This is a genomic window from Glutamicibacter protophormiae (assembly GCF_016894325.1).
In the GTDB taxonomy this organism is placed as follows: domain Bacteria; phylum Actinomycetota; class Actinomycetes; order Actinomycetales; family Micrococcaceae; genus Glutamicibacter; species Glutamicibacter protophormiae.
In genome coordinates this window covers 1,963,966-1,983,742 of record NZ_CP069806.1, presented here as the reverse complement: position 1 = coordinate 1,983,742, position 19,777 = coordinate 1,963,966, and the positions used below count along the sequence as shown (strand labels likewise).

Sequence of the window (19,777 nt, the reverse complement as noted above, 5' to 3'; positions counted from 1 at the left end):
CGATTTGTTGGCTGTGCTACAAATCCATACTGCTAACGCTTGTTGGCGGGTGAGTCACACCGTCAAGCGCCGAGGTAACGTAATAACTCTACCATCTGGAACCGAAGATGTCTTCGTGACCTTCCTAACGGTGTTCTGATGCTGGGGCAAATTGTGATTGGGGGTGCGAAGGTTGGCGCTTGTCTTCGGGCTAATGCACTGTCCTGCTAGCTTTTGATCGAACGGCCGGAGTGGGTTTTTCTATGGAACTCGGATTTTCAGCAGTCGATTGTGTCGCGTTGCCTGTGCCCCGAAGTCAAGGGTGCTTCCTGCGATTCAACGTACATGAGATGCTTTCCCGCGACCGGGCTTGGCCCGTTTGGCTAGGTGGCGGTTGCCTGAGGTCGAGGCGGATCCTGCGGGACCCCGTTTACAGTTCACTTATGTCGAAGTACTTTTCCAAGTCGCGGATCGCTTGAGGGAAGAAAAAGCCATGAGCGGGCTCGACAATTGCCGCGACCCTTCGCCGAACCAGCTGATCGTCAAAGGCATCGAGCTCTATGCCTTGTCGGTTGATGAACCTGGCGTCATGCTCGTTGAACGAGGGAGAGTTGACGCGAATCGTAAAAAAGATTCCCGATTTCCTCTAGTCGGCCTAGCAGCCTGCTTTTCCTGTATCGAAGACGCACATCATATTGGGTTGCCCACGCGGAGCCGGTGAGGCCGAAGGCTGCTCCTGAGCGGTGCCGCAGATTAGACCGAGGTTCATCGTCTTGGTTGTTGTTCGGATATGGTTCCTCGATTATGTCGGCGAATACCCGCGGCAAGAGTTTTCTTCTCAATTGGCTCGTTCCCTTCTGTGGGGCACCGCGTCACGTGCGTCGTGTTAAAGTTCACAAGCCCACGGGAATCCAGAAAAAGGATTGATCCACAATGCCCCTTGTGGAACACGTCATCACGATGCATGGTTTCATTTGGGCTGATAAGCCTTGCGGTGCCTGCTCCTTGGGTGGCCGGCGCAAGACCCGCAGCCCTTAGGCATGCGTTGTATGCGACTTCGAGTTAATGTTCGCCAGGGCCAGTTCTGCGTTGAGTGCAGCACCTGCGACGGTGCCAGATGCCGCTGCGGCCATCACCATGGCGCCCAAGTTCGCTATGTTCCCGGCTGCGTAGACCCCTGGGATGCCGGTTGCGCCCATGTCGCTCACCTGAATGAACGTTCCCAGCGGATGTTCTTGCAATGTGCCGCCGAGCTGCTGGTAGAGGCCTGCGTTGGCGTTCATCCTGCTGGCCACGACGACCGTCTGGGCTTCGAGTAGTTCGCCGTTGCTAAGCTCAATACCTTCGAGTTGTCCGCCGCCGTCCACTCGAAGATTCGTCACCCGACTCTCCACGATTGGCACCTCCAGCTTTTCAAGCGTTGCCCGGTTTTCTGCGGCAAGGCTGCCTGGTTGGTGATTGATGAATATCACCCGACCGCTGAGCTGTGCGAACAGCAGGGCTTGATGGGTACTCATCGGCCCGATGCCCAAAATGGCGATTGCTTGATCCCGCACTTCCCATCCGTGGCAGTACGCGCAGTGGATGGCGGAGATGCCCCAGGCTTCGGCCAATCCCGGGATTTCTGCAAGGTTATCGACGAGTCCAGTGGCCAGCACGATGCGCGATGCGGAGTACTTGCTGTTGCCGGTTTCGACGGTGAATCCGTCCTTGACGGATCCGCTCAGCTTTTCCGCTTGTTCCACGATGGTTCGTGCTCCGTAGTGTTCGGCTTCGTTCCGCCCGCGTTCCAATAGATGCTGCGGGTTGATCCCTTCCTGGCCCAGAATGTTATGGGCATGGGAGGCGCGAACATTTCGCGGCCGGTTCGTGTCGATGACTAAAACCGACCTGCGCGAACGCCCCAGTGCGACGGCCGCTGCCAGTCCAGCGCTGCCACCGCCGATGATGATTGCATCGAAGTTTTCCATTGCAGTGTCCTTTCAAGGGATAGTGAAAACCACGATAGTTCGAATTTGCCTTTTCCGGGTATCGTTTTGCGTATGACGCAAGAACTTGATGTGGACAGCACCATTCGCCAGCGGATTCGCGCACTGCGGCAAAGCCGGGGCTGGTCCCTGGAATCCCTGGCGTCCAAGGCCCAACTCAGCGTCTCCACACTGAGCCGCATCGAAACCGGCTCGAGGCGTATCGCCTTGGACCAACTCGTGCCCATTGCCCGCGCCTTGGGCACGACACTCGACGAACTGGTCGCAACGGCCGGACGGGACGTCGTCATCAGGCCGGAGCCGGTTGACCTGCCGGGAATGACCATTTGGAAACTGACCAATGAGGACGCAGTCAACGGCGTGACGGTATCGAAAATCCGTTACGACTCCGCGACCGCCCCGGCGCCCAGCGAGGCACGGATCCACCCGGGCAAGGAATGGTTCACCGTGCTCTCCGGCGAAGTGCAGTTGAAGCTGGGCGATAGGACCTACCACGTCATCGCCGGGCAGGCAGCCCAATTCGACACGTTGACCCCACACGTCATCTGGGCCGTGAACGGGGTCGCTGAAATTCTCAGCATCATGGATCACGAGGGCCGCAGAGCGCATCACGATGATCGACCGAGCTGATCTGGCGCGATAAGTGCTTTAGTGGTTTGGCTCACGAATTCGATACGCTGGGATCAACGACACATCCGCGCGAACATGCCTGGAGGGCAGCAATGACGCATCAGCTCACCGAGGATCTGGACAAGATTCTTGCGTCGGGAGACTTCTACTTCGAATCGCTGGGCGACGGGCGCTACCGCTCCTCGTGGCATGCCCAGGGGGCATGGAATGCGCATGAGCAGCATATGGCACCGGCCTCGGGCATCATGGCCCACGAACTTGAGCAGTTCCAGCCGCGAAGCGACATGCGCATAGCCCGTCTGAGCTTTGAAATCCACGGCCTGATCCATGCCGGTGAATTCGAGATCACTACGCGCATGGTCCGCCCGGGCCGGACGATCGAACTCATCGAGGCCAAAATGACGGCCAAGGGCCGGACCAGCATTGTTGCGCAGGCTTGGCGGGTGATTACCGGGGATTCCTCGGCTGTTGCGGGTGTCGAGGACCCCCGGGTCGTTGGTCCGCAGGATTGTGAAGTGTTGGAAATTTCCAAGCTCTGGCCCGGTGGATACATCAAATCCGTCGAGATGCGCGCCGCCGAGGGTCGCCGCCCGGGGAAGGGGATTGCCTGGCTGCGCACCCCCTATGATCTGGTAGATGCCCACAACGCCTCATCGATGTCGCGCCTGATCGGGCTCGTCGACACCGCCAATGGTGTCGCTCCGCGGGTGGAACCCGGCGCCGGCCAATGGATGTTCCCGAATCTTGATCTGCAGATCCACATGTACCGCGCTCCGGCGGGAGAATGGCTGGGGTTGGAAGCGCAGCAAAGCTACGGCACCGATGGAATCGGGTTGACCTCGACGGTTCTGCACGATGAAAGCGGACCGTTCGGGCGGGCGGAGCAGATTCTGACGGTCCGTTCGCGCTAGGATCCGGGGTTGAGGTTTGCCAGCAGCTTCTTGAGCTGAGGTTTCGGGATGATAGTGAATCCCTTGGCCCGGTAGTTCTCCCTGCCTGAGGCATGCGCCTTGAATAGTGCGTAGCCTCGTTTGAGCAGGAACAGCACAGGCTTGCGGCGTTCCGAAACATCTCTGACGAATCGGCGGATGGTTGTCAGCAGTGCTGGCTCGTCGACGTAGTAGGCCTGGACATCGATTCCCTGGGCGCGCAGCGGTTCGAGGATTTCCGAAAGGAAGATCCCTTCAGCGATGATGGGGCCGCCGTTGCCGGAAATCCTTCGGTGCCCGTCATAGCTTGAGGTGGAGATCGAATAGTTGGGCACCATGGTACTGCCAGATTCCAGGAGTTCGTTGACTGCTTTCAGCGCTGCGTCCATATTCCAGGTACCAGGGTGGTCCCAGTCGACTTCTCCGTAGGGTGTGCGGGGAAACGCCACGGGGTGCCCGTCTTCGGAAAGCTGTCGGTAGAACTCATCGAGCGGAAGATGGGGATTTCCGAACCGAGCCGCAAGGTAGGACTTGCCTGATCCTGATGGACCGCCGATGAGAATTACTGGTGTAGATGAAGAAGGCACACGACCAATTATGTCCTACTGGGCTCGGGGCCCAGTAATTTCAACTCTCGGCTCGCTCCGCCGGTGACAGGGCGTCATTCGTTCCAAACCGGTTCGCTCGCTGAATTAGACTCGTGACCATGACCTTGTGGAATCGACAATCTGATGCCCCGTTGACCTTGTTGCGCGAGGACCCCAGCGGAGCTCCCGGAGACGATCTGGAACGCGGGGTGCAACTGTTGCGCGAAGTCCAATCCGGCGAGCGCGGGCCGCTCCTGCGCTTGTACCGTCCGGACCCCACCTTGGCGTTCGGCCAGCGTGATGTGCGGCTCCCGGGCTTCGAGCTGGCACGCCAGGCTGCTGAAGAGCATGGGTTCGCGCCACTGGTGCGGAAAGCCGGCGGTCGAGCGGCAGCCTACCACCGCGGCACCTTGATCGTTGATCATATCGAACCGCAGTCCGAAGCGATCATGCACCAGCAACAGCGATTCGAGATCTTCGCCAGGCTTTACGCCGATGCATTCCGCAGGGTTGGGGTCCAAGCCGAGGTGGGGCCGATCGACGGCGAGTACTGCGTCGGGGAGCATTCTGTGCACGGGGTCCCGGGTGCGGTCTCTGCGATCAGCCATTCGGTCAAGCTGGTGGGCACCGCGCAGCGGGTGATTTCCGGCGCTTGGCTGTTCTCCAGTGTTTTTGTGGTGGAGAATTCGCAACCGCTGCGCCGCGTGCTGGACGCCGTCTACCAGGCCATGGAAGTCCCGATGAATCCCGAGACGGTGGGGGCCGGGGATGATCTGGTTCCCGGACTCACGACCGAAGCCTTGATCGTGGCGCTGTTGGCTGAATACCGGGAGCATGTCGCTGTCCTGGAACCGGAGGCCCGTTAACCACGAAGTTCCCGGAACCTCCAAGGTTCCGGGAACTGTGCAATTAGGGCGGAATTACGCTCCGACGCGCTCGACGACTTCCTCGATGCGCGGGTTGGTGGCCGCGGTGCCGTCGGGGAAGATCAGGGTCGGGACGGTCTGGTTGCCGTTGTTGAACGACTCGACGATCTGCGCGGTGCCCTCGACCTCTTCGATGTTCACCTCGGTGTAGGCCACGCCCTTCTGGTCCATCAGGCGCTTCAGGTTGCGGCAGTAGCCGCACCAGCTGGTGGTGAACATGGTGACCCCGCCGGCGGCAGGAACGTACTTCTCAAGGCTCAATTCGTTGCTCATACTTCATGTAACCACGTGACCTGTTCGTTTGTTCCGAGTGACCCGAACGAGCCACTGTTTTCTGTCGCCCAGCCGACTACACTGGGAACAAAATTCGAACAAATCTGCGGGGGTTCATCATGTGCGGACGCTACGTCATGGCCAAGGCCATCGGCGACCTGGTTGCCGAGGCGGAAGCCGAGGCTGACGCGAATCTGGAGCTTCGCCAGTCGTGGAACGTCGCACCGACCACCGATGTCCCGGTGGTGCTCGAGCGGATGATCGACGGGCAGCTGCACCGCCAGATCCATGTGGCCCGCTGGGGCCTGGTTCCCGGCTGGGCCAAGGAGCTGTCGGTGGGGGTGCGCGCCTTCAACGCGCGCAGCGAAACCGCATCCTCCAAGCCGACGTTCCGTTCGGCGGTCAAGAAGCGCCGGGCAGCGGTTCCCGTGCAGGGCTACTACGAGTGGAAGAAGGAAGGCAGCAAGAAGCGGCCGTTTTTTGTGCACCGCGACGATGGCCAGCTGCTCTTCTTCGCCGGGTTGTACGAATGGTGGAAGGACGAGGACGGTAGCTGGATCCTGTCCACCACGATCATGACCATGGATTCGCCCTCGAGCGAAGAACCTGGTGTGCTCGGCGAACTGGCAGGGCTCCACGACCGGCTGCCGATTCCGCTGGATCGGGACATGATGGCCCGCTGGCTGGATCCGGAACAGGAAGACGGCGACGGGCTGATCGAGCAGATCCGGTCCGAGGCCTTCGACGTGGCCTCAACCTGGACCATGCACGAGGTGGATCCGGCGGTGGGAAATGTGCGCAATGACGGCCCGCAACTGATCGAACCGCATCGTTCGTTGTTCTAGGCTTCGGTGCGCCGGGCCGGTGCACCCGCGTGCAGCCCGACCCCTAGGCCGATTGCCCCGAGCCCGAGTGCGCTGAGCAGCTTGCCGAGAATCTGGGTCCCGGTCACCCAGGGTGCAGGGGAGATGGCGCTGTTGGACAACGGCGCATAGGCGAACCAGCCGAAGGTCTGGACCTGCAGCGCATCCCAGATCAGCAGGCCGGTGCCGGCGGCCAGCACCAGCAGCCCGGTGAGCCAGATGATGCGCGTGGTGAGTACATGTTTCCTGCTTTTGTGCATGCGGCGCCCCAGGATCAGCCCCAGGCTCAGGCACAGCGCCCCGAATCCGAAGGCCAGCAGCAACTCGCCGGAAACCTGCAGCGGCGAGGGGCCGATGGAAAAGGCGTCCGCCGATAGTGGTTCGTAGCTCCCCGAATAGAACAGGTACTCGGCTTGGCTGTCGCGCCAGAGCAGCACGCTGCCGGCCAGGATGGACAGCGCCCCGATCCAGCCGGGGATTTTCCCCGAGCGCACGCGGGCGGAAGATTCAGGCATGGGAACATCCTTTCACACGAAAGCCCACGCCGGGATGGAATTTCTCATTCCATTCCGACGTGGGCTTGGCGTGGTGCAGCGCTATGCGGCTAGTGCCCGCGGGCGATCCACTCATCCAGGTTCGGTGCTTCGTCCCCGATGGTGGTGGCGGCGCCGTGGCCGGTATTGACCACGGTTTCAGCCGGCAGGGTCAGCAGCTTGGAGCGGATCGAGTCGATGATCGTCTCGAAGCTCGAGTAGCTGCGGCCGGTGGCGCCGGGACCCCCGTTGAACAGGGTGTCGCCGCTGAACAGCACTCCCAGATCCTCCGAGTAGAAGCAGGTGGATCCCGGCGAATGGCCCGGGGTGTGCAGGGCGGTCAGCGTGGTCCCGGCGACGGTGAAGCTGTCGCCCTCGTGGATTTCCGCGTCGATGTCGCGTTCCGGGTACACCGCGTCCCAGAGCATCTGGTCTTCGGGGTTCAGGAACAGCGGGGCGTCGACCTCGTCGGAGAACTGCGCGGCGGCGCGGATGTGGTCGTCGTGCCCGTGGGTGAGCAGCACCGCCATCACCTCGCGCTTGCCGATGGCCTGACGGATGGCCTGCGGGTCGTGCGCCGGGTCGATGACGATGACCTCGGCGTCGTCCCCGACGAGCCAGACGTTGTTGTCCACTTCCCAGGTGCCGCCGTCCAGGCTGAAGGTGCCGGAGGTGACGATGTTCTCGATGCGTGCGGCCATTAGATTTCCACCACCGAACGCAGCACGGTGCCCGCGTGCATCTTGTCGAAGGCGGATTCGATCTCGTCGATGGTGATGCGCTCGGTGACGAAGGCATCCAGGTCCAGCCGGCCGAGCTTGTACTGCTCGACCAGCATCGGGAAGTCGTGGCTCGGCAGGCAGTCGCCGTACCAGGAGCTCTTCAGCGATCCGCCGCGCCCGAAGACGTCCAGCAGCGGCAGCTCGAGGGTCATCTCCGGGGTCGGGACGCCCACCAGCACCACGCGGCCGGCCAGGTCGCGGGCGTAGAACGCCTGCTTGTAGGTTTCCGGGCGGCCCACCGCGTCGATGACCACGTCGGCGCCGAAGCCGCCGGTGAGGTCCTGGATCGCGGTGACGGCGTCGACCTTGCTCGAATCCACGGTGTGGGTGGCGCCGAAGCGCTTGGCGGTTTCCAGCTTGTCCGGGTTGACGTCCACCGCGATGATGGTGGTGGCGCCGGCCAGCTGCGCGCCGGCGATGGCCGCCGCGCCCACGCCGCCGCAGCCGATGACGGCCACGGATTCGCCGCGCTTGATCTCGCCGGTGTTGATGGCCGCGCCGATGCCGGCCATGATGCCGCAGCCCAGCAGGCCCACGGCCGCAGGATCGGCGTCCTCGTCCACGATGGTGCACTGCCCGGAGTGGACCAGGGTCTTCTCGGCGAAGGACCCGATGCCCAGCGCAGGGGAGAGCTCGGTGCCGTCTTCCAGGGTCATCTTCTGGGTGGCGTTGTGGGTGTTGAAGCAGTACTTCGGCTCGCCCTTGGCGCAGGCGCGGCACTGGCCGCAGACCGCGCGCCAGTTCAGGATGACGCGGTCGCCGACCTTGACGTTGGTGACGTTCTCGCCGATCTGGCTGACCACGGCGGTGGACTCGTGGCCCAGCAGGTAGGGGTAGTCGTCGCCGATGCCGCCGAGCTTGTAGTGCAGGTCGGTGTGGCAGACGCCGGTGGTCAGCACGTCGACCACGACCTCTCCCGGCCCGGGATCCGGAACGATGATGTCGACAACCTCGACCGGGGCGTCTTTGGCGCGGGAAATGACCGCTTTGACCTTATGGGACATGTCGGTGGGCTCCTTGTGGTGGATTGTGCTTCTGACCCGATGCTATCGGTGCGGCAGGCGCGAAGCTAGGAGCCGCGCGCCGAATGACCAAGTGTGGCGTGGGTCAGCGGCCCTTTTTGCCCGCTCCGCCCATTGTCCCGGATTCCTACATAGTTGCTGTCCTGTTTAATCGTGGACTTTTACACGGTGGGCGCTTAATACTTGAATGGACTATCCGAGGTGAAAAGCACAAGTCAGGGACGAAGGAGCAGTAATGCAGGAACAACACATGATCGAACTGGCCCCGGGGCTTCGGATCCCCGCCATCGGTCTGGGCACCTGGCCGCTGACCGGAGAAGAGGCCGCCGACGCGGTGGCCAGGGCGCTGGGCAACGGCTACCGCCATGTGGACACCGCGGCGAACTACGGCAACGAGCAGGCCGTCGGGGCGGGCATCGCGCGGGCCGGGGTGCAGCGCGACCAGTTGTGGGTGACCAGCAAGTTCAACAAGGAAGACCATTCGCGCGACGGCGTGGCAGCTGCATACGAACGCGCCTTGGAACTGATGGGGCTGGATTACCTGGACTTGTACCTGGTGCATTGGCCCAACCCGGCCCAGGGAACCTTTGTCGAAGCCTGCCAGGGGCTGGAGGACCTGGTGCAGGCGGGAAAGCTGCGCTCCTGGGGCGTCTCCAACTTCAAGCCGGCGCACCTGCAGGCAGTCTTCGACGCGGGGCTGCGCCCCGTGCTCAACCAGGTGCAGGTCGACCCCGAGCATCTGCAGCGCGAGCAGCTGGAGTTCCATGCCCAGCACCGGCTGACCACGGTCGCCTACAGCCCGTTGGGCCGGGCGGGGGATTTCCTGTCCCATCCGGCGATTACCGCGGCGGCGGAGCAGTACGGAAAGACCCCGGCCCAAATCGTGCTGCGCTGGCACCTTGATTCAGGGCGCATCGCAGTGCCCAAATCCGCCAGCGATGTCCGCCAGCGGGAGAACCTGGAGATTTTCGACTTCGCGCTGACCGGGCAGCAGGTGGCTGCGATCGATGCGCTGGACACGGGAGCCGGCCCGCGCCTGGATGCGGATTCCTTCGGTCACTAAAACACAACACCATGGAAGGCTGCCCCGGAATACGGGGCGGCCTTTTCGGCTTTAATCGTGGCCCGCAAGCCGGTAAATGGTTGCTGACCTGTGGTTTGGCGAGCGTTTCCGGGACGCCTTCCGGGGCCGGTGAATTTCCCCGAAATTTCCCTAGGTGTTGCAGGTCACGCGGGGGTACACTCAAGTGTGCGCAAAACGTACTACTGTTCGGATAGCGCGCAATTCAGTTCTTGATACTTGGAGGTTCCCATGGCGATTGACCAGAGCAGCGCAGTTGCCGGTACAGAGCTCTCGCGCGCCGAGCAGTCTTACCGGGTGAAGCGGGCGAAGAAGGCGGCCCTGGCCGCGTTCCTCGGCGGCATGCTGGAGTACTATGACTTCTTCATCTATGCGACTGCCGCGTCGCTGATCTTCTCGCACATCTTCTTCCCGGCGGGGGATCCCACCATCACCCTCATGGCGTCGTTCGCCACCTTCGGCGTCGCCTATGTGGCCCGCCCCTTCGGTGCCATCGTCTTCGGGCATCTGGGCGACCGGCTGGGACGCAAGAACACGCTGGTGCTGACCCTGATGCTGATGGGCGGGGCAACCTTCGCCATCGGCCTGCTGCCGAACTTCGCGCAGGCCGGCTACCTGGCCCCGGCCCTGCTGGTGTTCCTGCGGCTGGTCCAGGGCTTGTCCGCCGGCGCCGAGACGGCGGGATCCTCGACGCTGACCATGGAGGAGTCCCCGGTGGGCCGGCGCGGGTTCTTCCCCTCCTTCGCGATGAGCGGGATCTCGGCGGGTATCGTGCTGGCCTCGCTGGTCTTCATCCCGGTCGCGGCGATGGACGAGGCCGCCAGGATGTCGTGGGGCTGGCGTGTGCCCTTCCTGCTTTCGGTGGTCGTGATGATCGTGGCGATGCTGGTACGACGCTCGCTTGAGGAGCCCGAAGTCTTCGAGGACGAGGTCAAGTCCCAAGGCGGCGGCGAGAAGGAAAAGCTGCCGTTCCTGCTGATGCTCAAGACCCACCCGGCGCAGTTCTTCCAGGTCTCGCTGATGTCCTTCCAATGCGTGACCAATACCCTGATGCAGGCCTTCGGCCTGGCCTACGCAGTCAGCGTGGGAATCCCCGCGGCGACGATGCTGGTGGTCAGCATCGCTGGCAACGTGCTGGCGATCTTCACCCAGCCGCTGAGCGCCTGGTTCTCGGACCGCTTCGGCCGACGCCCGATCTTCATCACCGGCATCCTGTCTTCCGGCGTGTTGATCTGGGTCTACTTCTGGGCGATCTCCACCTCGAATATCGTGCTGGTCTTCCTGCTGAGCATTGCGATCACCGCGGGCAGCTACGCGGTGTCCAACGCGATCTATCCGGCCTGGTTCTCCGAGCTGTTCCACGTCAAGGTCCGCTACTCGGGTGTCGCCATCGGACTGCAGGTGGGCATCCTGTGCGCCGGGTTCACCCCGATGATCGCCACCGTGCTGGTCGGCGGCATCCCCGCCAACTACGGGCCGGCGGCCTGGATCGTTGCAGGGTCCTCCATCGTGGCGGCCATCGGCGCCATCTGGGCCCGTGAAACCTTCAAGACCCCGCTGCATGAGCTGGGCAACCCGGTGGATTAGAACTTCCGCCTCCTGCCAAAGGCCCGGAATCAGTCGGTCATCGACCGGCTGGTTCCGGGCCTTTGCGCGTGTAGGGGTGGCGCGACCGGACGTCCCGCTCAGTGGGATGGCGGATTTCGGCGGTGCATGGCCGGGATGTAATCGTGCCACGTGCGCCCGGAATCTCGGGCGACGCCAGAACCACGGGAGGAAATCGATGACCCAGAAAACCCGACGCGTCGCCGTTGTCACCGGCGCCAGCCGCGGCGCAGGCAAGGGGATCGCACTGGCACTGGGCGAAGCCGGGGCCAAGGTGTATGTCACCGGGCGCACCACCAACGAAGGCGAGGCCCCGCTGCCGGGAACCGTTTTCGCCACCGCCGAGGAAATCACCGCCCGCGGCGGAATCGGCGTGCCGGTGGTGCTCGACCACACCGACGACACCCAGGTGAAGGCGCTCTTCGAACGCATCGCTGCCGAAGACGGTGCCATCGACATCCTGGTCAACAACGCCTACGCGGTGCCGGCGGAGCTGACGCTCGCCGGGGCGTTCTGGGAGAAGTCGCTGGACCTGCTCCAGGTGTTCAACGTCGGGCTGCGCTCCAGCTATGTCGCCAGCTACTACGCCGCACCGCTGCTGATCGCCGGCGGCGGGCTGGTGGTGAACACCTCGTCCTTCGGCGGCACCTGCTACATGCACGGGCCGGCCTACGGGGCCGGCAAGGCCGCCGTGGACAAGATGGCCAGCGACATGGCCGTGGACTTCAAGCCGCACGGCGTCGCCGTCGTCTCCCTGTGGATGGGGATGCTGAAGACCGAGCGCACCCTGGCCGAGCTGGCGAAGAGCCCCGAGCAGTACGGGGAGCTGGAAGCCACCGCCGAATCCCCGGAATTCCCCGGCCGGGTGATCGACGCGCTGCACCGCGACCCGCAGCTGATGCAGCGCAGCGGCCAGGTGCTGATCGCCGCGGAGCTGGCCGCAGAGCTGGGAGTGCTGGACGTGGACGGGGCGCAGCCGATCTCCCACCGCCCCATGCTCGGAAACCCGCCGGTGTTCTCCGGTGCCGTGATCGCCTAGACCGCCGACCGAACCCCAACCCGAAACGATTTGTCAGGAGAACAATCCATGGATTTGGAACAACGCCTTGCCGCGCTGGAGGCGATCGAAGAGATCAAGGCGCTGAAGCACCGCTACTGGCGCGCCTGCGACGGGAAGGACCCGCAGGGATTCCGCGACTGCTTCATTAAACGCGGCGCGATCATCGACTACGGCCCCATGGGCGCCTTCGACGACGTGGAGCCGATGGCCGAGATCTTCACCCAGGTGGCGCTGGCCAAGGTCGACGGCAAGCACGTGATCTTCGACATGCACCACGGAATGCACCCGGACATCACGCTGATTAGCCCCACCACCGCCCGGGGCCGCTGGACGCTGCGCTTCCGCCAGGTCAACCTGCTCGAGGGCACCGAGTACCTGAAGACCGGCGAATACGACGACGAATACGTGCTGGTGGACGGGCAATGGAAGATGTCCGCCTGCCGCTTCACCGACACCTGGTCGATGACCCGCGCGCTGGATGAGAGCGCGCAGATCACCGAGGGCGAGTTTATGGCGGTTCCGGCGCCCTAGTGGCGCCCATTAGAGGCCCGAGGCTCATGCGGATCCACCGCGCGGGCCCCGGGCCTTTCGCGCGCCTGCACCGTGGAGGGCGGCTCGTGTTGTCCTGATCAAAAAATTTGTTCAAGAATCCGGGGCCCGAGCCAAACTGTCGGCAGGGCTGACTAGTGTAGCTACCGATCGAACACATGTTCGAATAGAATGAGTTTGTTGATTAAGGAGCGCACACGTGGGCATATTCACCGAGCCGATCGAGGTTACCCGCGCAGCGAACGGAATACCGCTGCGCGTCACCTGGCAAGGGAAAGACTACCGCCTGGTGGCCGAACCCGAACGCTGGTTCGAACGCCGCAAATGGTGGGAGGAGAACATGAGGATTCCGCGTGGACTAGGGGCAGGAGTAGCCGATTATGAAATGTGGCGACTGCAATTGGTCTCGTCGGAGGGTCGCGGCGAGTCCTTCAGCGTCGATGTCAGCTTCGACGCGCAGAGCACCCGCTGGCGCCTGGTCCGCCTGCATGAACAGCATGCCCGTAGCGCCTGAGTCGCCTTTCGAATACATGTTCGAGCCGGTGGCATGAGCTTCACGCATCTGAATGTGGCCTCTTCCTACAGCGCCCACTATGGGGTCTCCACCCCGCCCCAGCTGGCCGCCGCCGCGCACGCCATGGGCGCCGAAGCCCTGGCCCTCACCGACCGAGACGGACTCTACGGGGCGGTCAAGCACGTGGCCGCCTGCCTGGAACATGGGCTGCGCCCCCTGCTGGGCGTGAATCTGGCCCTGCTCGACACCCCGGGCCATGCGGCCGGGCGAATCATCCTGCTCGCCCGCGGGAACAGCAATGGCGCCGGCTACGCGGACCTGTGCCGGAGCATCAGCCAAGCCCACCAGGCGCCCCACGGCATTCCGGGGCTGACCCGTCGCCAGATCTCCCACCGGGTATCCGCGGGAAACCTGATGCTGCTGGTCGGCGGGGAATCCGACGTGGCCCGGGCGCTGGTTCGCGGGCAGTATGCCAAGGCCCGCGCGCTGCTGGCCGACTGGAAAAATCTGGCCGGCCCCATGCTGCGCGTGGAAATCACCACCCACCTGTCCACCCGCGGATCCCGCTACCACCTCGGGGAAGCCGGAAGGATGCTCCGCTACGCCGACGAACTGGGCCTGAAGGCGGTGCTGAGCAACGCGGTGCGCTACGCCGACCCCGATGGCGCGGTCACCGCGGACCTGCTGGATTCCGCCCGTACCCTGAACAGCCTGAAGGAGATGGACTCCTGCCAGCCCAACGGCCAGGGCTGGCTCAAGTCCCCGCGGGAAATGCGCCAGTTGGCCTCCGAAATCTCCCGAGCCACCGAGCGCGGCTGGATGCGCAAGCTGCTGCAGGAAACCGAGTCGGTGGCCAGCTTCGCCGTCCTGGACCCCGGCAGCGACCTGGGCTGGAAAAAGCCGGTCATTCCCGAAGCCTCCGTGCTGGGCCTGCACCGCCCGGCCATGCAGGAACTGACCGAACGCGTCTACGCCGCCGTGCCCCGGCTGCTGCCGGGCGAAAAGCGGCACGACGTCGAAAAGCGGCTATCCCTGGAGCTCGGGGTCATCAACCGGCTGGACTTCGCCGGCTACTTCCTCACCGTCGCCGAAACCGTGAAGCTCATCACCGGGCTGGGGGTGCGCGTGGCCGCCCGCGGCTCCGGAGCCTCCTCGCTGGTCAACTACCTGCTGGGGATCAGCCAGGTCAATCCGCTGGCCCACGACCTGGTCTTCGAACGCTTCCTCTCCGACACCCGCACCACCCTGCCGGACATCGACATCGACGTGGAATCCGCGCGCCGCCACGAAATCTACCGCACCATCTTCGCCAGCTTCGGCGAAGAGCGGGTGAGCCTGATGAGCATGCAGAACGCCTACCGCGCCCGCGGCGCCGTCCGCGACGCCGGAGCCGCCCTGGGGCTGGACGACGGGCAGGTGGACGGCATCGCCAAGCAGCTCTGGCGCTTCTCCGCCTCCTCCTTCCGCGAAGCGCTCGCCGCGAAGCCGGAGCTGGGCGAACTGGCCGAGCGGCTCGCCGCCGACTCCCAGCTGGACATCCTGATCGACGCCACCGAACGCCTGGACCGGTTGCCCCGGCACATCTCCATGCACCCGTGCGGCGTGATCCTCTCCGATGCCTCGCTGCTGGACCGCACCCCGGTGCAGCCCTCCGGGATGGGACTGCAGATGAGCCAGTTCGACAAACACGACATGGACCTCATGGGCCTGATCAAGCTCGATGTGCTCGGGGTGCGCATGCAGTCCGCCATCGCCTACACCCTTGAGGAAATCGCCCGGCTGCACCCCGACGCGTCCGCGGTCGCCCGCGCCGGAGGACACGCCGACACCAGCTACATCGACCCGGCCGGGCACATCGACCTGGCCCGGGTCCCGCTGGACGACGCCCCCACCTTCGAGCTGATCCGCTCCACCCACACCCTGGGCTGCTTCCAGATCGAGTCCCCGGGCCAGCGCGAACTGATCGGCAAGCTCGCCCCCACCGAATTCAACGACCTGATCATCGACATCTCGCTGTTCCGCCCCGGGCCCATGCAGTCGAACATGGTCAAGCCCTATCTGGAGCACCGCCACGGCTTCGCCCCCGAGCAGTTCCTGCACCCCGACCTCAAGCCCGCGCTGGCCGAAACCCACGGGGTCACCGTCTTCCATGAACAGGTGCTGCGCATCCTGCACGTGATGACCGGCTGCACCCTGGGCATGGCCGACGTCTACCGCCGCCACCTGGGCAACCCCGCCCAGGAACCGGCGGTCGAAGAATACTTCCGCGCCAACGCCGCCGCCAAGGGCTACAGCCCGGAAACCATCGACAAGGTCTGGAAAGTGCTGGCAGGCTTCGGCTCCTTCGGCTTCTGCAAGGCCCACGGGGCCGCCTTCGCCGTACCCACCTACCACTCGGCCTGGCTCAAGGCCCACCATCCCGAAGCCTTCCTCGCCGGCATCTGGGAACACGACCCGGGAATGTACCCCAAGCGGCTGCTGGTCTCCGAGGCCCGCCGCATGGGCATCCCGATCCTGCCGCTGGACATCAACCGCTCCACCGGGCACTACCGAGTCGAACGAATCTTCGAATACGCTCCCGCTGCGGCCCCCACCGTGCCCCGGGCGCCCGGAACCCTGCGCCCCGGACGCTACGGTGTCCGCCTGGCCTTCCGCGACATCCACCAGATGAGCGAACGCGAGGTCCAGCGGCTGGTCGCCGGCCAACCCTACGAGCACCTGGCCGAGGTGCGGGACCGCGCAGGCCTGTCCCGACGCACCTACCAGAACCTCGCAGCCCTGGGCGTCTTCGACTCCCTGCTGTCCGGAACCAACCGGGCGGATACCATCGCCCACACCCAATCCATGGCCCGCACCAGCCTGCCGGCCAAATACCGGCCCGGCCCCGGGCAGCTCACCTTCGACCTCGGGCAGATCGAACACATCACCAACACCGGAGCGCAGCTGGAACCGGCCGAGATCATCCGCACCGAACTGGACCTCATGCACCTGGACGCCAGCGAACACCTCATCACCTCCTACCGGCAACGCCTGGCCCACCTGCCGATCACCCAGGCCATCGAGCTGCTGCACCTGCGCAACGGCACCGAGGTGCTGGTCGCCGGGGTGCGCGTGGCCACCCAGACCCCGCCCATGCGCGGAGGCAAACGCGTGGTGTTCATTTCCGTGGACGACGGCACCGGCTGCATCGATGCCACCTTCTTCGACGACACCCAGCAGCGCACCGGGCCGCTGCTGTTCTCCACCCGCATGCTGCTCATCCACGGCATCACCCGGCGCACCGGACCCCGCGGCATCTCGCTGCAGGCCCTGAACGCCTGGGACCTGCACCAGCCCGAAACACTGCCCGCCGCCGGATACTTGGAGAACACAGCCCGCCCGCGCCCCAGCTACCGGCCCAAGCTCGGCCAGAGCCCCGCCGAAACCGTCGGAGAGCTCGCCCGCCGCATGAACGCCGAGGACCTGGACCAGCGCGGGGCCCAAAACATGTAGGGGGAACCAGAGGTGCGAGGGATCAGCCCGTCAGGCTCCGCGAACCACGCCGGGCAGCTGTGCGAGCGAAACCGGTTCCCGGCCCCGCTCCCGCGCGCCGACATAGCAGGCGCGCATCCCGACCGCTTGCGGGCCCCGGATGTCCGCATCCCAGTTATCTCCCACAAACACCGCATCCTGCGCAGCGATACCATGCGCATCCAGCACCATCCGGAAGATCTGCCGGTGCGGCTTGCGCCACCCCAGCTCTATGGAGGTGAAGACCCGATCGAAATATGTATCCAACTGCAGCTCGCGCAGCAGCCTCGGGACCAGCGCCGCATCGTGGGTATTGCTCACCACGCTCAGCACATGGTCTGCGTAGAGATCCTGCAAACAGGACCGGACAGCGGCAGCGGGGGCAACCTGAGCGCTCCACACCGCAAGATACTCCCGCACCAGGCGGGCAAGCTCGCCCTCGCGGATAGTCGGAGAACCCAGCAGCTCCCAATAGCGACTGGCGATCTGCAACATCGAACACTCACGCCCGGAGCGGTGCGCCGCCGAGTCCAGCTCGTCCCATGCGCGAGTCCACAACGCATCCGCCTCTGCCTGTCCCACCCGAGCCGAAGCCCTGCGCGCAAATTCCAGCGGAGCGTTGAACGCACTCGGCAGAATCGAGGGGTCATAGCGCACCAAGGTGCCGAAGAAATCAAAATAAATGTGCGAGGGCATGGGTTCATCTTCCCCTGCGCCACTGAGCATGGGGAAAACGCTCATTCGCTATACGGAAGACACGTGCCCATCCGCATCAATGACAAATGACGGATTGTGCACAAAATCCCAGCGGAACCCGTCCGGGTCGGCCACGCAGGCGCTCATCCCGCCCCACGGCTGCACCGTAGGGGCCGTGACGGATTGGGCCCCGGCATCAAGCGCTCGCCGGTAGAGCTGTTCAACCTCCGCGTCGGTATGCACATTGTGCCCCAGCGAAACCGGGGGAGCCTTCTCGCCGTGCCCGATGTCACCGTACTCGCTGGGCATCTGCGCAATGTCCCACAAGGCCAGCATCAAGGAATGCCCGGCACGGACAAAGGCAATCTCCGGGTGGGCCGGCTGCACCAGCTCGAAACCCAGTCCCTCGGTATAGAACCTGGTTGAAGCACCGACATCACGCACGCCGAGGGTGATCGCGCTGATGGTCGGCGGGGCCGACTTGTTCATATCACCAGACTAAGGTGCGTTGACCTCGAATGATAGAGGCAGGGCCGCCCCTGTCGATGTCTTGACAGGGGCAGCTCTGGCTGACCCATGTGTCGCCGCGGGATGCTGATGCTTCGAGCCCATCGAAACTGGGCAAGAGCTAGTGTTGAAGTTTGCCGAAGCCCTTACAGATAGATCCACTGCTCATTGCGCGGCGAGGACAAATTGCGATCACGCTGGGCACGAAACTCCTGATCCATTCGGCTCGGGGCATGATGGTTGCGTTGCACGCTGCTGGGAATGCGCCGCAAGCCGAGCCGGCCGGCGGACGCCGATGATTCTGGGGCTGGATTGTTTTTCATGGTCACTTCTCCTTGAACCTGCGTCGGCCCGGCACCCAAGGCCCCAAGGTCTTCGGATGCCTCTGCCTCGGCCGATGTTTGCGAAGGTGCGCTCGCCGGTTCGCTGGTCCAGCGATCCGGGTGCGGGATGCCGCGCACATGCCGTGAGCACCAGGCGGCGACGGTTGCAACGATCACCAGGGAGCTGAAGAACACCAGCGTCGGCCCCATGCCCAGCCATTGCAGGCCGAGCCCGGTGAGAAACGGCGCCAGCGGCAAAGCCGACAGCGCCATGAACAAGATCAGCGAATTGGCGCGTCCTGCCATCTCCCGCGGGACCACCGCCATGAAATAGCCTCCGACCGACGCGTTCAGCGCCGGGACGCTGAGGAAGGCGACCAGCAGCATGGTGCCCAGCCAGACCAGGTGGGTGTTGAAGCCCATGAGCAGCATCGCGCCGCCCAGGACGCTCAGGCAGCTGCAGGCCAGCACCCCGGTCCGGACCTTCTCGATCAGGCGTCCGGCGAACAGCGACCCGGCGAACATGCCCAGTCCCATGAACGTGGATACCAGTCCGATCACCCAGGGGGCCTCGCCGCGCTGCTGCAATCCGTAGATCAACGTGGTGTTCAGCCCGTTGGTTCCGATATTGATGACGGTAATCAGGATCAGCAGGCTGCGCAGCTGAGGTTTGGCGAAACACCACCGCATGCCCGCCGCGATGCCGGGGGAGACCTGCGCGCTGCCGGCAGGGGAGTTTTCCACGGGCTTGGAGCCGGCTTCAGCTGCGCGCAACGGCCCGCGCAGCGCGAATCCCGAAGCGGCGGCGAGCAGCTGCAGGAAACTGACAGCCAGCAGGGCAAATGCTGCGCCCAGTCCGAGCAGCAGTCCGCCCAGCGGGGCAGCGCCCAGCATGAGCGCCGAATCGCGCCCCTGGTTCGCCGCCATGGCGCGTCCCAGCTGCTTGGGATGGACCACGTCCTTAAGCGCCGCATTCGTGACGGTGCCGAAGTAGCCTCCGCGCAGCTCCATGAGCACATGGGCGACGCACAACACCGCGACGCCCAGCGACCCGCTGAAACTGGCCACTGCCAGTGCCGAGGTGAGCGCCGCACCGCAAATTCCGCCCAGGAGCATCATTCGCGCCCGGTCGGAACGGTCGGCCGCGGAACCACCCAGCAGCGTCAGGCTGGCCCGCGCGGCCAGGCCCACCGCCGCCAGGGTTCCGGCCTGCACCGGCGAAGCGGTCAGCGCCAGCAGGATCAGCGGCAGCACGAAGGCGTAGATGCCGCCGGCCAGCAGGGCAGTGGTATCGGCAACCCACCAGATGCGGTAGCTGCGCTGGCGCCGCAACGCCGGCAGCCGTTGTGCGCCGGCGCCGGCCGTCTGCGGCTGCAGCAGGGGAGTCGTCTGGTCCGTGGTCATGCACCCACCATAAACC

Annotated in this window: 20 protein-coding genes; 11 read left to right on the top strand and 9 right to left on the bottom strand. The window is 64.3% G+C overall.

Translation table 11 applies throughout. The features are described 5' to 3' along the window. The first annotated feature begins 373 nt into the window (after positions 1-373). On the top strand, positions 374-700 hold the full coding sequence (locus tag JQN66_RS09235) for a hypothetical protein (RefSeq protein ID WP_204674493.1): 327 nt from the start codon (positions 374-376) through the stop codon (positions 698-700). A gap of 313 nt (positions 701-1,013) precedes the next feature. Here JQN66_RS09235 and JQN66_RS09230 read toward each other — a convergent pair whose 3' ends face one another. After that, on the bottom strand, positions 1,014-1,949 hold the full coding sequence (locus tag JQN66_RS09230) for an NAD(P)/FAD-dependent oxidoreductase (RefSeq protein WP_204674491.1): 936 nt from the start codon (positions 1,947-1,949) through the stop codon (positions 1,014-1,016). A gap of 90 nt (positions 1,950-2,039) precedes the next feature. Here JQN66_RS09230 and JQN66_RS09225 point away from each other — a divergent pair, with 90 nt between their 5' ends. Together JQN66_RS09225 and JQN66_RS09220 are read left to right on the top strand one after the other, a co-directional pair. Then, on the top strand, positions 2,040-2,597 hold the full coding sequence (locus tag JQN66_RS09225) for a helix-turn-helix domain-containing protein (protein WP_338029201.1): 558 nt from the start codon (positions 2,040-2,042) through the stop codon (positions 2,595-2,597). 92 nt (positions 2,598-2,689) lie between these two features. After that, positions 2,690-3,508, top strand: a complete 819-nt coding sequence (locus JQN66_RS09220) for a thioesterase family protein (protein ID WP_204674487.1) — start codon at positions 2,690-2,692, stop codon at positions 3,506-3,508. Here JQN66_RS09220 and JQN66_RS09215 read toward each other — a convergent pair. After that, complete coding sequence (locus tag JQN66_RS09215) at positions 3,505-4,113, bottom strand: uridine kinase family protein (RefSeq protein ID WP_239463970.1); 609 nt, start codon at positions 4,111-4,113, stop codon at positions 3,505-3,507. The two genes, JQN66_RS09220 and JQN66_RS09215, sit on opposite strands and share 4 nt — an antisense overlap. Positions 4,114-4,232: 119 nt before the next feature. Between JQN66_RS09215 and JQN66_RS09210 the strand changes: the two genes are divergently transcribed. Continuing rightward, complete coding sequence (locus JQN66_RS09210) at positions 4,233-4,979, top strand: lipoate--protein ligase family protein (protein ID WP_204674485.1); 747 nt, start codon at positions 4,233-4,235, stop codon at positions 4,977-4,979. 54 nt (positions 4,980-5,033) lie between these two features. On the opposite strand, the gene JQN66_RS09205 is transcribed toward JQN66_RS09210, so the two are convergent. Next, complete coding sequence (locus JQN66_RS09205; RefSeq protein WP_204674483.1) at positions 5,034-5,312, bottom strand: mycoredoxin; 279 nt, start codon at positions 5,310-5,312, stop codon at positions 5,034-5,036. Between the two features lie 119 nt (positions 5,313-5,431). Between JQN66_RS09205 and JQN66_RS09200 the strand changes: the two genes are divergently transcribed. Next, the gene (locus JQN66_RS09200; RefSeq protein WP_204674481.1) at positions 5,432-6,157 is read left to right on the top strand and encodes an SOS response-associated peptidase; all 726 of its coding nucleotides are present in this window, start codon (positions 5,432-5,434) and stop codon (positions 6,155-6,157) included. On the opposite strand, the gene JQN66_RS09195 is transcribed toward JQN66_RS09200, so the two are convergent. The 3 genes from JQN66_RS09195 to JQN66_RS09185 form a co-directional block, all read right to left on the bottom strand. Continuing rightward, positions 6,154-6,690, bottom strand: coding sequence for a hypothetical protein (locus tag JQN66_RS09195; protein WP_204674479.1), 537 nt, complete (start codon positions 6,688-6,690; stop codon positions 6,154-6,156). The two genes, JQN66_RS09200 and JQN66_RS09195, sit on opposite strands and share 4 nt — an antisense overlap. A gap of 89 nt (positions 6,691-6,779) precedes the next feature. Further along, positions 6,780-7,409: an MBL fold metallo-hydrolase gene (locus JQN66_RS09190; RefSeq protein WP_204674477.1), complete on the bottom strand. Its 630-nt coding sequence runs from the start codon at positions 7,407-7,409 to the stop codon at positions 6,780-6,782. Then, the gene (locus JQN66_RS09185) at positions 7,409-8,494 is read right to left on the bottom strand and encodes an S-(hydroxymethyl)mycothiol dehydrogenase (RefSeq protein ID WP_188948344.1); all 1,086 of its coding nucleotides are present in this window, start codon (positions 8,492-8,494) and stop codon (positions 7,409-7,411) included. The genes JQN66_RS09190 and JQN66_RS09185 overlap by 1 nt, the downstream gene beginning before the upstream one ends. A gap of 253 nt (positions 8,495-8,747) precedes the next feature. Between JQN66_RS09185 and JQN66_RS09180 the strand changes: the two genes are divergently transcribed. The 6 genes from JQN66_RS09180 to JQN66_RS09155 all read left to right on the top strand — a co-directional run bounded on the left by JQN66_RS09180 (position 8,748) and on the right by JQN66_RS09155 (position 16,813). Next, the gene (locus tag JQN66_RS09180; protein WP_204674475.1) at positions 8,748-9,575 is read left to right on the top strand and encodes an aldo/keto reductase; all 828 of its coding nucleotides are present in this window, start codon (positions 8,748-8,750) and stop codon (positions 9,573-9,575) included. 249 nt (positions 9,576-9,824) lie between these two features. Next, complete coding sequence (locus JQN66_RS09175) at positions 9,825-11,180, top strand: MFS transporter (RefSeq protein WP_204674473.1); 1,356 nt, start codon at positions 9,825-9,827, stop codon at positions 11,178-11,180. A 196-nt stretch (positions 11,181-11,376) separates the two neighbouring features. Beyond that, positions 11,377-12,237: an SDR family NAD(P)-dependent oxidoreductase gene (locus tag JQN66_RS09170; RefSeq protein ID WP_204674471.1), complete on the top strand. Its 861-nt coding sequence runs from the start codon at positions 11,377-11,379 to the stop codon at positions 12,235-12,237. Positions 12,238-12,285: 48 nt separating this feature from the next. Next, positions 12,286-12,789 (top strand): nuclear transport factor 2 family protein, encoded by a 504-nt coding sequence (locus JQN66_RS09165; protein ID WP_204674469.1) that lies wholly within the window; start codon positions 12,286-12,288, stop codon positions 12,787-12,789. A gap of 217 nt (positions 12,790-13,006) precedes the next feature. Continuing rightward, a complete protein-coding gene (locus JQN66_RS09160) occupies positions 13,007-13,321 on the top strand; it encodes a DUF6504 family protein (protein WP_204674467.1) in 315 nt (104 codons plus the stop codon). A 33-nt stretch (positions 13,322-13,354) separates the two neighbouring features. Next, on the top strand, positions 13,355-16,813 hold the full coding sequence (locus tag JQN66_RS09155) for a DNA polymerase III subunit alpha (protein ID WP_204674465.1): 3,459 nt from the start codon (positions 13,355-13,357) through the stop codon (positions 16,811-16,813). A 30-nt stretch (positions 16,814-16,843) separates the two neighbouring features. Here JQN66_RS09155 and JQN66_RS09150 read toward each other — a convergent pair whose 3' ends face one another. The 3 genes from JQN66_RS09150 to JQN66_RS09140 form a co-directional block, all read right to left on the bottom strand. Then, on the bottom strand, positions 16,844-17,527 hold the full coding sequence (locus JQN66_RS09150; protein ID WP_204674463.1) for an HAD family hydrolase: 684 nt from the start codon (positions 17,525-17,527) through the stop codon (positions 16,844-16,846). A 48-nt stretch (positions 17,528-17,575) separates the two neighbouring features. Next, positions 17,576-18,016 (bottom strand): VOC family protein, encoded by a 441-nt coding sequence (locus JQN66_RS09145; protein ID WP_188948334.1) that lies wholly within the window; start codon positions 18,014-18,016, stop codon positions 17,576-17,578. Positions 18,017-18,180: 164 nt separating this feature from the next. Further along, positions 18,181-19,761 (bottom strand): MFS transporter, encoded by a 1,581-nt coding sequence (locus tag JQN66_RS09140; RefSeq protein WP_204674461.1) that lies wholly within the window; start codon positions 19,759-19,761, stop codon positions 18,181-18,183. Positions 19,762-19,777 lie beyond the last annotated feature (16 nt).

What these genes read in the sequence shown, in the direction of transcription:
- JQN66_RS09230 (WP_204674491.1), bottom strand. Translation starts at nt 1,949, where the DNA reads ATGGAAAACTTCGATGCAATCATCATCGGCGGTGGCAGCGCTGGACTG.
- JQN66_RS09220 (WP_204674487.1), top strand. Translation starts at nt 2,690, where the DNA reads ATGACGCATCAGCTCACCGAGGATCTGGACAAGATTCTTGCGTCGGGA.
- JQN66_RS09210 (WP_204674485.1), top strand. Translation starts at nt 4,233, where the DNA reads ATGACCTTGTGGAATCGACAATCTGATGCCCCGTTGACCTTGTTGCGC.
- JQN66_RS09205 (WP_204674483.1), bottom strand. Translation starts at nt 5,312, where the DNA reads ATGAGCAACGAATTGAGCCTTGAGAAGTACGTTCCTGCCGCCGGCGGG.
- JQN66_RS09200 (WP_204674481.1), top strand. Translation starts at nt 5,432, where the DNA reads ATGTGCGGACGCTACGTCATGGCCAAGGCCATCGGCGACCTGGTTGCC.
- JQN66_RS09195 (WP_204674479.1), bottom strand. Translation starts at nt 6,690, where the DNA reads ATGCCTGAATCTTCCGCCCGCGTGCGCTCGGGGAAAATCCCCGGCTGG.
- JQN66_RS09190 (WP_204674477.1), bottom strand. Translation starts at nt 7,409, where the DNA reads ATGGCCGCACGCATCGAGAACATCGTCACCTCCGGCACCTTCAGCCTG.
- JQN66_RS09185 (WP_188948344.1), bottom strand. Translation starts at nt 8,494, where the DNA reads ATGTCCCATAAGGTCAAAGCGGTCATTTCCCGCGCCAAAGACGCCCCG.
- JQN66_RS09180 (WP_204674475.1), top strand. Translation starts at nt 8,748, where the DNA reads ATGCAGGAACAACACATGATCGAACTGGCCCCGGGGCTTCGGATCCCC.
- JQN66_RS09175 (WP_204674473.1), top strand. Translation starts at nt 9,825, where the DNA reads ATGGCGATTGACCAGAGCAGCGCAGTTGCCGGTACAGAGCTCTCGCGC.
- JQN66_RS09170 (WP_204674471.1), top strand. Translation starts at nt 11,377, where the DNA reads ATGACCCAGAAAACCCGACGCGTCGCCGTTGTCACCGGCGCCAGCCGC.
- JQN66_RS09165 (WP_204674469.1), top strand. Translation starts at nt 12,286, where the DNA reads ATGGATTTGGAACAACGCCTTGCCGCGCTGGAGGCGATCGAAGAGATC.
- JQN66_RS09155 (WP_204674465.1), top strand. Translation starts at nt 13,355, where the DNA reads ATGAGCTTCACGCATCTGAATGTGGCCTCTTCCTACAGCGCCCACTAT.
- JQN66_RS09150 (WP_204674463.1), bottom strand. Translation starts at nt 17,527, where the DNA reads ATGCCCTCGCACATTTATTTTGATTTCTTCGGCACCTTGGTGCGCTAT.
- JQN66_RS09145 (WP_188948334.1), bottom strand. Translation starts at nt 18,016, where the DNA reads ATGAACAAGTCGGCCCCGCCGACCATCAGCGCGATCACCCTCGGCGTG.
- JQN66_RS09140 (WP_204674461.1), bottom strand. Translation starts at nt 19,761, where the DNA reads ATGACCACGGACCAGACGACTCCCCTGCTGCAGCCGCAGACGGCCGGC.